Raw genomic sequence first — 11,835 nt, 5'->3', positions numbered from 1 at the left:
AAATTAAAAAAATTGTTCAAAAAAACTAATTCTTTGTTTCCTTAATCTTTACAACCTCCAGCTTCCTTCTTCCAGCTCCCAGCTTTAATTATTTAGACTGATGATTCACATCATTTCTATGCTCTACAATTTCAAGATTTGCATCTACAAAATAGGCGCTTCCGAATCCGTTTACATAAGATCCTTTTACAGGCTGTAAGGCTATTAAAATAAAATCCCCCATTTCAGAAATGACATCCACTACTTTTCCGTGAGTCTCTTTAAGTTGAGCAATTACAGTATTCCATATTTCAGAATCTCTTTCAATCTGAGAAGTTACTGCCTCAAAAGTTAAGCGTTCACGAGCGTAGATCTGTTTGACAGCTGATTCATCTTCAATAAACATGATGGATGTTTTTCTTCCGTCAGCAAGGTTTTTAGTATGTTTTGCCATGAAAGACACCAGAATATAAAATGTCTGATCTACTTGTACGAAAGGAGCATAGCTTGAATTGGGATTCCCTTCTGCATCTACAGTAGCCAGAATGATGCTTTTAGAAGCATTGATCAGTTCTTTTACTTTTGGAGCAACCGGCCTGGCCTTCTTTTCTGTATGGTTTTGATTCATAATATATTTATTTATCAGCTAAAATTAATTATTTATATTAAGACTAAATAATATTAAATCATGTTTAATCTCATAAAACTGAACTTGATCTGCCGTTTTTATATCTTAATTATTAATCGTAATTTTGCCTTTCGTTATCAATTGAATTTAAAAATATTCATTACATATGAGTACTACAACACAATACGTTCCTTATAAAGTTAAGGATATCTCCCTTGCAGAATGGGGTAGAAAAGAAATTACCCTTGCAGAAGCAGAAATGCCTGGTTTGATGTCTATCCGTGAAGAATACGGACCATCTCAACCACTTAAAGGAGCAAGAATCGCAGGATGTCTTCACATGACGATCCAAACGGCTGTGCTTATCGAGACATTGGTAGCTTTAGGAGCTGAAGTTACCTGGTCATCTTGTAATATTTTCTCTACACAGGACCACGCTGCTGCTGCTATTGCTGCTGCAGGAATTCCGGTGTATGCATGGAAAGGTTTAAATGAAGAAGAATTTGACTGGTGTATTGAGCAGACTTTATTCTTTGGTGAAGACAGAAAGCCATTAAATATGATTTTGGATGATGGTGGAGATTTAACAAACATGGTTTTTGATAAATACCCAGAATTTACAAAAGATATCAAAGGTCTTTCTGAAGAAACCACTACCGGAGTACACAGACTGTACGAAAGAATGAAGAACGGAACTTTAGTAATGCCAGCAATCAACGTAAATGATTCAGTAACTAAATCTAAATTCGACAACAAATACGGATGTAAAGAATCTGCTGTAGATGCAGTAAGAAGAGCTACAGACGTAATGTTAGCCGGAAAAAGAGTGGTAGTTTGCGGATACGGAGACGTAGGTAAAGGTACTGCTGCTTCATTCAGAGGAGCTGGTTCTATCGTTACTGTAACGGAAATTGATCCAATCTGTGCGCTTCAGGCTGCTATGGACGGTTATGAAGTAAAAAGATTAGACACTGTGGTAGATAATGCTGATATCATCATCACTACAACAGGTAACTTCAATATCGTAAGAGGAGAACATTTCCTTAAAATGAAAGATAAAGCTATCGTTTGTAACATCGGGCACTTCGACAACGAAATCGATATGGCTTGGTTGAACAAAAACTACGGTCAGACTAAATCTGAAGTGAAGCCTCAGGTTGATATCTATACTATCGAAGGAAAAGAAGTAATCATCCTTGCAGAAGGTAGATTGGTGAACTTAGGATGTGCTACAGGCCACCCAAGTTTCGTAATGTCTAATTCTTTCTCTAACCAGACTTTGGCTCAGATCGAATTATGGAACAACTCTGCTGCTTATGGAAACGAAGTATACATGCTTCCTAAGCACTTAGATGAGAAAGTAGCTGCTTTACACCTTAAGAAATTAAGCGTAGAGCTTGAAACTCTTTCTCCTGAGCAGGCTGAATATATTGGTGTAGATGTAAAAGGGCCATTCAAGCCGGAATACTACAGATACTAAGATTTAAATAAAATATGATATTATCCCACTATTTCTAAGATAGTGGGATTTTTTTATGCAGGGATATAGATCATTCTGTATTTTTGTCAGCTAAATTAATAACATGAAAAAAATCTTATTTCTGGGACTGATGAGCTCTGTGGTATTCTTTAACAGCTGCAGCAGCAATGATGATAATGATGGAACTAATAATCCTTCCGAGCAGCCTCAGCTATTACTGAGTAAAGTTACAACTGTTTATTATGACGATCCTTCTAATCCTCAAACAACTGTTTCAACATTGAGTTATAACACTCAGAGACAATTAATCAAAACTATTTCAGAAGGGAGAACATCAACTTTCGAATATGATAATGCCGGAAAACCTGTAAAAACGATTTACTATAAACCAGATGGTACTGTAGATTATTATTCTGCGTACACTTATAATGGGGATCAACTGGCAAACGTTAAAGCCATCTACACTAATTCAAATTACAACAGAACGGTTACCTTTAATTATAATACAAACGGACAGGTAATCTCTTCTACCCTTTGCCAGACTCCGGATTGCTCAAGCCCAGGTATTGATACTTATACCTATAATGGAAATAATATTTCATCTGAAACTTCAACGTTTGGAGGAGCTATAACTTATAGTAATAAAAGTGATTTTTCTTATGACGATAAACTCAACCCTTATACCAACATCAATAAGTATCTGAAAATTATGATGGGAAGAGCATATACTTTAAGTAAAAATAATTATCTAGTAGAGAAAATAAGCTTTAAAAATAACGGAGTATGGCAGCAAAGCCAAACTGTAAGCTACACTATACAATACAACACTTCCGGATTACCGGTTCAGGTTGTCGGAAAAGAAGCAGATGGAAGTCTTTCCGTTCAGTATAATTACGAATATATCACTCAATAATAACAAGCTCTCCAATTTTGGGGAGTTTTTTATGAGGTGTGAACACGGGGTGCATATGGGATTCTTGGTTTAATAATTCTTGTCAATATTCAACAGGAACGGACTATAATCCTGAGCTTAGTCGAAGGGAGTCCGTTTTTACTATAGAATAAAATCAACCGGCTTCAGCCAAAACTTAAAAAATAATGAATGTATTTTACCGTGTTTTTCCCATATTTACCCTCTATCAGGCTTATATTTATAAAAAAAGAATATCTTAGCCCTCTTAAATAAAACATTAAACTATGAAAAAACAAAGAGTATCGAATGCATTCGTCGCGGCATCATGGGTAGCATTGGGAGCAGGAATGATCGGATTTATTGTTGGTCTTGCAAGAGCTGAAATGCTGCTGAATGAAAAAGGATATTATTTCACGATTCTTCTTTATGGCTTATTTGCCGTTGTTTCTCTACAAAAAGCAGTACGTGACAGATTGGAAAATATTCAGGTAACCGATATTTATTACGGAATCTGCTGGTTTGCCACATTATCATCTATTGTATTACTGGCCATTGGACTTTGGAATGCAACTATTCTACCGAGTGAAAAAGGTTTTTATGCCTTTGCCTTTCTGCTCGCTCTCTTCGGGGCCATCGCAGTTCAGAAAAACACACGTGACAATATGCTTCAGGAATAAAGTAAACTCTCCATTTCGGAGAGTTTTTTATTTAAATAATTTCATTAAAATTTATAAATTACTATAAAATTTACATTTAATTTAAAAATATATTAAGTTTTTTGTTATTTTAGCAGTGCTTATTTCACAAACTAATGACATGTACAAAAAACTCTTATTTTCTACTTTATGTATTCTATTATTCCAGTTTTCAAAAGCACAAAATGAATTCATCACCGTTTGGCAGCCTGGCTTTATAAGTTCTACTCCCATCTCTGTTTCTGCCCCCTATCCTGCAGTAAACAATCAAGTCTGGTTTCCGGCTATTGGCAATAATTTTACAATAAGCTGGGAAGAAGTAGGTTATCCCTCACATCATGGAACAATGACTAATATTACTTCTGCCAAACAGGTTTTAATAGACTTCGGAACATCCTTACATCCTAATCCGATGCAGGCCAGTTACCGGGTGAAAGTAAGTAATGTAAATGGTCCTTTCAGAATACTTTCTAATGAATATGCTCCTTCTACAGGAGTGAAATACACTGGAAGTGTTGACAAATTACTTGAAATCGCCCAATGGGGAGACATTCAATGGAGTACAATGAACAATGCCTTTGCATTTTGTCCTGATATAACACTCACCGCTTCAGATGTACCGGATCTGTCCAACGTTACTGATCTATCCGGAATGTTCAGGTCTGCAAAGAATTTTACTTCCAATCATTCAATAAACAGCTGGGATACCTCATCTGTACAGGATATGTCTGAACTGTTTTCTCAGACAAAATTCAATTCTCCAATTGATAACTGGAACACGTCCAATGTTACCAATATGTTCCGTATGTTTCATTATACAAAACTTTTCAATCAGCCTCTGAAAACCTGGGATGTCTCTAAAGTGACCAATATGCAGTATATGTTTATGAATGCAGAAAAGTTTAACCAGCCGTTACAGGACTGGAATACTGAGTCTCTCACTACTATGGCTGATATGTTCAATAGTGCAAGAGAGTTCAATCAATCTCTTAATACCTGGAACATTTCAAATGTAGCCTCTCTTAGTGGTGTATTTTCTTTTGCTGTACAATTCAACCAGCCACTCAATAACTGGGATACTTCAAAAGTAACCGATATGTCCAGAACATTTCTTGGAGCCACGAACTTTAATCAAAATATTAATAGCTGGGATACAACCAAAGTAGGCAATATGTCATATATGTTTGCAGAAGCTGTGAGCTATAACGAGCCTATGACTTCCTGGAAGACAGGAAGCGTTACAGATATGTCTTTTATGTTTCATTTCGACCCGTATTTCAATCAGAATATAAGCAATTGGAATACTGCTAAAGTGGTTAATATGGAGCACATGCTGCACCGCTGTTATGAATTCTCTCATAATCTGGAAAACTGGGATGTCAGCACGGTTTCAAATATGGATTTAATGTTAAAGGAAACTACTTCATACAATCATAGTTTAGAAAAATGGAATCTAAACTCCTTAACAACTGCTTTCTCGATGCTTACTTCTTCAGGATTAGACTGTGTAAATTACAGCAATACACTTATGGGATGGTCTAATAACAGTAATACTCCTGATAATATTAATCTTGGTGATGTTTCCGCCCTAGTCTATTCTGGTACCGCAACTCCTTCAAGAAATCTACTTCTCAACACAAAAGGATGGGTTTTTATGGGTGATAGTTTAGGCAGCTGCGAACTTCAACTGGGTGTATCAGATCATAACCTTAGTAATGAACCTCAAATTTATCCTAATCCGGCAACGGATATGATTTATCTGAAAAATATTCCCAATCCGGAAAGTTACATCATTACCGATATGAGTGGAAGACTGATTATTAAAGAAAGCCTGAAAAGTGATAAAATTTCTGCCAGCCTTTTGTCTCCGGGAAATTATATCCTGCAAATCTTTACCAAAAACAGGGTTCACTCCTTTCCATTCATCAAAAAATAATTCCTTAAAAAACTAATAACGATAACCATGATTTTAAAAAAAATTCCAATGCTCATTTTTCTTTTGCTGATATTCCCGGCAAAGGCACAAAACGAGTTCATCACCATCTGGAAAACCCAAAATGCACAGCTCATTAAATTTCCCGGCCGGGGAACCAACTTCCAGGTATCCTGGGAAGAGGTAGGATATCCTCAACACAATGGAATAATGAGTAATATCACTTCAACTACTGAATTTATTATCAACCTGGGAACACCATTAAACCCATCTCCTGCCCAGGCAAGCTATAAAATCAAAATCAGTGACGGAAATGGAAGCTTTGATCAGGTGAGATTCTTCGACAATACATTAATTCCCACTTATAATGCTTCAGACCGCTCAAAAATCACTCAAATTGCCCAATGGGGAAATATAAAATGGAAAAGCTTTGACAATGCTTTTGTATTTTGTGACTATATGGATGTGACGGCTACTGATGCACCAGACCTCAGCATGGCAACCAGCATGCGCCAGATGTTTTATTTATGTACTTCACTGATCGGCAATTCCTCTTTCAATACATGGAATACCTCTACCATTAAAGATATGTATTATATGTTTGGTGAGGATTATCAGTTTAATCAGCCAATTGGCAGCTGGGATACTTCCAATGTTACAGATATGTCCTATATGTTTGATACAACGGGATTCAACCAGCCTCTCGGCGAATGGAATACAGCAAACGTGACAACTATGGAACATATGTTTCATTATGCTGAAAACTTTAATCAGGATCTTCAAAACTGGAATACGGGAAATGTTACCAATATGAACGAAATGTTCCACGATACAGCTTTTAATCAGGATATTGGAAGATGGAATCTTAGTTCATTAACAAGTGCTACCGGCATGTTTCTCAATTCTGCAATGAGTTGTTTAAATTATGACAAAACGCTTTACGGATGGAGCCAGAGCCCATCAACGCCTAATAACATTAATCTATCAAGTGCCTCGCCATTGGTCTATTCTCATGATGATGCTGTAGCTGCAAGAAACTATTTAACCAATAATAAAGGCTGGACAATATCCGGTGATACTTACAACGGACTTTGCAACCAGACACTTTCAACTTCTGAAAAGAATATCAGCACTCAGCCCTCCATCTATCCGAATCCTGTAAAAGAAAATATTTATCTGAAAAATATTCCGAATCCGGTAAGCTATATTATAACCGATATGAGTGGAAGGACTGTTGCCAAAGATAATCTGAAATACGAAGAAATTACTGTCAGTCTTTTAACTCCGGGAAATTATATTCTGCAGATCCTGACAAAGAATAAGGTTCATTCATTTCCATTTATTAAGAAATAACAATAAAAACTAATAACCATAAAACTATAAACATGATTGTAAGAAAAGTCCAAACACTCATTTTTCTTTTGCTGATATTCTTTGCAAATGCTCAAAATGAGTTCATCACGGTATGGAAACCCAACCTCGCCCCACCTTCCTATCCTTATGCGGGAATTCCTGTTAACTCAAATAATAATCAAATCTGGTTTCCCGGAAGAGGAACAAATTATCAGATCTATTGGGAAGAAATAGGCTACCCTTCTCACAATGCCACTTTAACGAATGTAACTTCTGCTTATCAGACCCTCATCGATTTCGGAGTGCCTCAAAACCCTAATCCATCAGATGCCACTTACCGGTTAAAAATAAGTAACGGAAACGGAAATTTTCACCAGATAAGATTTGCCGACTGGGATATGTTTAATGATAACGGAATTGTAGGAGATGTTCATAAAATACAATTGATAGAACAATGGGGAAATATTCAGTGGTCTTCTATGGAACAGGCATTTCAGGCGTGCAAAATTTTAGATTTTACAGCAACAGATATTCCTGATCTGAAAGAGGTAACTGATATGTCCCACATGTTTTTAGGCTGTTATAGCTTAGTAGGAAACTCCAGTATCAACACCTGGAATATTTCCAATGTAACAACGCTGCTGGGAACATTTTCAGGGTGTTTTGTATTCAATCAGCCGGTTGGAGACTGGAATACGTCCAATGTTACCATGATGGGGATAACATTCAGTGTGGCAAAGCTTTTCAATCAGCCTCTGGCCAACTGGGACACTTCCAAAGTAACTGCTACTACGGCTATGTTTAGTGGAGCTGCACAGTTTAATCAACCCATCGGAAACTGGGATATGTCTAGTAATCTTGATGCAGAATTCATGTTTTCCAATGCTATAAATTTCAATCAACCACTCGGAAGCTGGAATACCTCACAAATTATTGAAATGAATCATATGTTTAATGGAGCAAAGACTTTCAATCAAGATATATCTCAATGGAATACAGGCAGTGCTACCATTATGAGTGGTATGTTTAATAATGCTGAGAATTTTAACAGCAATATCTCCAATTGGGATACCAGAAAAGTACAATGGATGCAGGATATGTTCAATGGTGCTAAAAAATTCAATCAGAATATAGGAAAATGGAATGTAGCTTTAGTAAAAAACATGAATAACATGTTCAGTAATGCAATTGTTTTTAATCAAAATTTAGGAAGCTGGAATCTGGGTTCTTTACTGTACGCCACTAATATGTTTAAAAATTCTGCACTGAACTGCCAGAACTATGACAGCATACTGTATGGCTGGAGTCTGAATTCTTCGACACCAAATAATATTAACCTATCTTCAGTTTCACCTCTTACTTATTCCCATAATGCAGCAATAACTGCCAGAAACTATCTGATTAACAACAAAGGCTGGACAATCAGTGGAGATACATATAACGGAGAATGTCAATCCTTCCTTGGGACTTCTGATGTAAAGGTGAAAGGTGATCTCAGCATATATCCGAACCCTGCCACCCATATTATTTATGTAAAAAATTCCCGTGCAAAAGACTTTAAAATTATTGACCTAAGCGGAAGAATTGTTTTAAGTGGAAATCTGGAGAATGAACAGATCAATGTTCAGGCTTTAGCTCCCGGAAGCTATATTTTACAGCTTTCTTCAAAAGAAGATATTCAAAACTTAAAATTCATCAAAAAATAACCATAAACGAGATGCTATTAAAAAAAATCCCTACCCTCATTTTTCTAATGGTGGTTTTCGTTGCGAAAGCACAAAATGAATTCATTACGATTTGGAAGCCGGCATCCACTGCAATACCAGCAGTAAATGTAGATGCGCCCTATCAGGCAAGCCTCCAGCAAATATGGTTTCCCGGAATTGGTGAAAATTATAACATATATTGGGAGGAAGTAGGATATCCCCAACACAATGGTACACTTACCAACGTTACTTCTACCAAGCAGGTTCTCATTGATTTCGGAACATCCATCGCAGATGGGAATGATGCAAAATACAGAGTAAAAGTAAGTAATGGCAACGGTTCTTTCAAACAAATAAAATTTGGTTCTCCCCAGGTTTTCTTAACTCCTGACGAACTCTTTCCCATCTGGCAGGTCAACGGAAGTACAGATAAATTATTAGAAATAGAACAGTGGGGTAATATTTCATGGACAGCTATGAACAGTGCATTTAGTTTGTGCAGACTCATGGTGCTTACGGCAGAAGATATTCCTGATCTTACTAATGTGGCAGATGCGTCTTTCATGTTTTACGGTACAACAAGTTTTACAGGTGCCAGCTCTATGCAGAACTGGGATACTTCAAAAATCCAGAATTTCAGTTTTATGTTTTCGCTTTTGTTTGATGTAACGCCTGCTACACTGACAGATCAGTTTAACCCACCTTATTTTGATAGCTGGAATATGTCCTCTGCTACGAATCTAAGCTATATGTTTGGAAACAGAACTCACTTTAACCAAACTCTTAATAGCTGGGACGTCTCTAATGTGACGGATATGAGCTAGATGTTTGGCCAATGTCTTAGCTTCAATCAGCGTCTGGACAACTGGGATACTTCCAGTCTTGAAGATATGCATTTCATGTTTCATATGATCCCGGTTTTTAATCAGCAACTGAACTGGAATACTTCCAAGGTTACCAATATGGCGCATATCTTCCATGGATGCACATCTTTCAATCAATCTTTAGAAAGCTGGGATATGACTAAAGTAACAAAAATAGATCAGATTCTTAACGGTGCTTCAAGTTTTAATCAACCGTTAGGAAACTGGAACTTAGCTTCTGTTATCGATGGTAATGGCGCTTTAAATATAACAGGTATTAATTGTGAAAATTACAGTAAAACACTTCTGGGCTGGGCCGATAATTTCAATACAGCAAACAATGTTGGATTAGGTATGGTAACCGGACTTAAATATGCCTCAAATGTATCTGACAAGAGAGATATTCTTATCAATAAAGGATGGGTCATCAATGGTGACTCAGTAGGAAACTGTTTATTGTCTTCATCAGACCTGAAACTGAATAAAAAACCTCTGCTCTACCCTAATCCGGCCGTTGAAGATATTCACATTGAAGGGTTAGCTGGTATGAAAGGTTATAAAATTTACGATGCTGCCGGAAGACTCGTAAAGGAAGGAAATCCTAATAATGATCTGATCAATGTAAGCTCTCTGCCAAAAGGAAATTATATGATACAACTGATCATGAAAGAAAAAACAGTTTCTTCAAAATTCATTAAGAAATAACTATAAAATCATCCATATGGTATTCAAAAAAATTGTGGTAAGCTTTTTTATTCTGCTGATATTCATTGTGAAAGCCCAGAATGAATTTATCACTATCTGGAAACCTGCCTCTACTGTAATACAGCCTATCACCGTAAGTGCACCCTATCAGGCAAATGACCAACAGATATGGTTTCCCGGAATTGGCGAAAACTATGATATTTATTGGGAAGAGGTAGACTATCCCCAGCACAATGGTTCTCTTACCAATATAACCTCTACAAAACAGGTTTTTATTGATTTCGGTACATCAATGGCAGAAAAGAATGATGCAAAATATAGAGTAAAAGTGAGTAATGGGAATGGAGTTTTTCAACACATAAAATTTGGAGATGTACAGGAGGTTCAGCTTCCGGATCAGATTTTTCCGGTCTGGCAGATCAACGGAAGTGCAGATAAAATACTGGAAATAGAACAATGGGGAAATATTGCCTGGACAACAATGAACAGTGCTTTCAGCCAATGTAAACTGATTCAGCTCACTGCAACTGATATTCCAGATCTTAGTAATGTTGAAGATGCTTCTTACATGTTTTACGGTGCAAAAACCTTTACAGGCGCAAGCTCCATGCAAAACTGGAATACTTCTAAGATTAAGAAATTCAGATTTATGTTTTCTATTATCTTTGATAGTATCAATACTTCAATACCCGATCAGTTCAATCCTCCTTATTTTAATAGCTGGAATATGTCGTCAGCAACTGATCTCAGTTTTATGTTTGCAGGAAGAGGGATTTTTAATCAAAAATTGAACAACTGGGACGTTTCGAATGTCACTGATATGAAATGGATGTTTGCTCTTTGTCCAAACTATAATCAACCCATGGATAACTGGGATACCTCAAGTCTTGAAGACATTCGTTTTATGTTCCATTTTGATTCCGGTTTCAATCAATCCTTAAATAATTGGAATACGTCTAAAATTACCAATATGGCCCATGCTATTCATGGCTGCACGGCCTATAGTCATTCCCTTGAAAACTGGGATATGACCAAGGTTACCAGAATAGACCAGATTCTTAAGGAAACACCCAACTTTAATCATTCCCTTGCAAGCTGGAATCTTGCCAGCGTTAATAATGGAGCCCAGGCTTTTATGCAGACAGGAATGGATTGTGAAAATTTCAGTAAAACACTCGCAGGATGGGCAGATAATCCTGATACTGCCAATAATGTTGATTTAGATATTGTAACCCCTTTGACTTATGCTTCCAATGCCGCAGATAAAAGGAATATTCTCATCAGCAAAGGATGGATGATGTCCGGTGATACAGTAGGAAACTGTTTACTGTCTTCATCAGAAGTCAAGCTGAATAAAAAACTTTCACTATATCCCAATCCCGCTGTGGATGATATTCATATTGAAGGACTAAGTGACATTAAAAAGTATAGAATTTTTGATGCAGCTGGAAGACTGGTACTTGAAGGAAACCCTAATAGGGATATGATTAATGTAGGATCATTACCGAAAGGAAATTACATTTTACAACTCATTCTGAAAGATAAAACAATCTCTTCAAAATTCATCAAGAAATAAAACA

10 protein-coding genes are annotated in these 11,835 nt (G+C 36.7%); 9 read left to right on the top strand and 1 reads right to left on the bottom strand.

Annotation, left to right across the window (positions count from 1 at the left end):
• Positions 1–88: 88 nt before the first annotated feature.
• Complete coding sequence (locus SFA27_RS06570; RefSeq protein ID WP_407297142.1) at positions 89–607, bottom strand: pyridoxamine 5'-phosphate oxidase family protein; 519 nt, start codon at positions 605–607, stop codon at positions 89–91.
• A gap of 166 nt (positions 608–773) precedes the next feature.
• Between SFA27_RS06570 and ahcY the strand changes: the two genes are divergently transcribed.
• From ahcY to SFA27_RS06525, 9 genes are all read left to right on the top strand, one after another.
• Positions 774–2,087 carry an adenosylhomocysteinase gene (ahcY, locus tag SFA27_RS06565; protein WP_047378461.1) on the top strand — a complete coding sequence of 438 codons (1,314 nt, stop codon included), beginning with the start codon at positions 774–776 and terminating at the stop codon, positions 2,085–2,087.
• A gap of 103 nt (positions 2,088–2,190) precedes the next feature.
• Positions 2,191–3,000: a hypothetical protein gene (locus SFA27_RS06560; protein ID WP_047378463.1), complete on the top strand. Its 810-nt coding sequence runs from the start codon at positions 2,191–2,193 to the stop codon at positions 2,998–3,000.
• Positions 3,001–3,284: 284 nt separating this feature from the next.
• On the top strand, positions 3,285–3,677 hold the full coding sequence (yiaA, locus tag SFA27_RS06555; RefSeq protein WP_034699887.1) for an inner membrane protein YiaA: 393 nt from the start codon (positions 3,285–3,287) through the stop codon (positions 3,675–3,677).
• A gap of 139 nt (positions 3,678–3,816) precedes the next feature.
• Positions 3,817–5,631 (top strand): BspA family leucine-rich repeat surface protein, encoded by a 1,815-nt coding sequence (locus tag SFA27_RS06550; RefSeq protein WP_407297139.1) that lies wholly within the window; start codon positions 3,817–3,819, stop codon positions 5,629–5,631.
• 48 nt (positions 5,632–5,679) lie between these two features.
• Positions 5,680–6,981 carry a BspA family leucine-rich repeat surface protein gene (locus tag SFA27_RS06545; protein ID WP_052184825.1) on the top strand — a complete coding sequence of 434 codons (1,302 nt, stop codon included), beginning with the start codon at positions 5,680–5,682 and terminating at the stop codon, positions 6,979–6,981.
• Positions 6,982–7,013: 32 nt separating this feature from the next.
• Complete coding sequence (locus tag SFA27_RS06540; protein ID WP_407297137.1) at positions 7,014–8,687, top strand: BspA family leucine-rich repeat surface protein; 1,674 nt, start codon at positions 7,014–7,016, stop codon at positions 8,685–8,687.
• A gap of 11 nt (positions 8,688–8,698) precedes the next feature.
• Entirely contained in the window at positions 8,699–9,511 is an 813-nt protein-coding gene (locus tag SFA27_RS06535; protein ID WP_407297136.1) for a BspA family leucine-rich repeat surface protein, read from the top strand.
• Complete coding sequence (locus SFA27_RS06530; RefSeq protein ID WP_407297134.1) at positions 9,512–10,255, top strand: BspA family leucine-rich repeat surface protein; 744 nt, start codon at positions 9,512–9,514, stop codon at positions 10,253–10,255. It begins immediately after the preceding gene.
• 16 nt (positions 10,256–10,271) lie between these two features.
• The gene (locus tag SFA27_RS06525) at positions 10,272–11,831 is read left to right on the top strand and encodes a BspA family leucine-rich repeat surface protein (RefSeq protein WP_407297132.1); all 1,560 of its coding nucleotides are present in this window, start codon (positions 10,272–10,274) and stop codon (positions 11,829–11,831) included.
• Positions 11,832–11,835 lie beyond the last annotated feature (4 nt).

The organism is Chryseobacterium sp. HR92 (assembly GCF_045689405.1).
Lineage (GTDB): Bacteria > Bacteroidota > Bacteroidia > Flavobacteriales > Weeksellaceae > Chryseobacterium > Chryseobacterium viscerum_A.
Note: the sequence above shows the minus strand (reverse complement) of the source record. Positions and strands in the feature narration are given on the sequence as shown.

Coding starts and splice junctions, on each gene's coding strand:
- SFA27_RS06570 (WP_407297142.1), bottom strand. CDS start 607: ATGAATCAAAACCATACAGAAAAGAAGGCCAGGCCGGTTGCTCCAAAA.
- ahcY (WP_047378461.1), top strand. CDS start 774: ATGAGTACTACAACACAATACGTTCCTTATAAAGTTAAGGATATCTCC.
- SFA27_RS06560 (WP_047378463.1), top strand. CDS start 2,191: ATGAAAAAAATCTTATTTCTGGGACTGATGAGCTCTGTGGTATTCTTT.
- yiaA (WP_034699887.1), top strand. CDS start 3,285: ATGAAAAAACAAAGAGTATCGAATGCATTCGTCGCGGCATCATGGGTA.
- SFA27_RS06550 (WP_407297139.1), top strand. CDS start 3,817: ATGTACAAAAAACTCTTATTTTCTACTTTATGTATTCTATTATTCCAG.
- SFA27_RS06545 (WP_052184825.1), top strand. CDS start 5,680: ATGCTCATTTTTCTTTTGCTGATATTCCCGGCAAAGGCACAAAACGAG.
- SFA27_RS06540 (WP_407297137.1), top strand. CDS start 7,014: ATGATTGTAAGAAAAGTCCAAACACTCATTTTTCTTTTGCTGATATTC.
- SFA27_RS06535 (WP_407297136.1), top strand. CDS start 8,699: ATGCTATTAAAAAAAATCCCTACCCTCATTTTTCTAATGGTGGTTTTC.
- SFA27_RS06530 (WP_407297134.1), top strand. CDS start 9,512: ATGTTTGGCCAATGTCTTAGCTTCAATCAGCGTCTGGACAACTGGGAT.
- SFA27_RS06525 (WP_407297132.1), top strand. CDS start 10,272: ATGGTATTCAAAAAAATTGTGGTAAGCTTTTTTATTCTGCTGATATTC.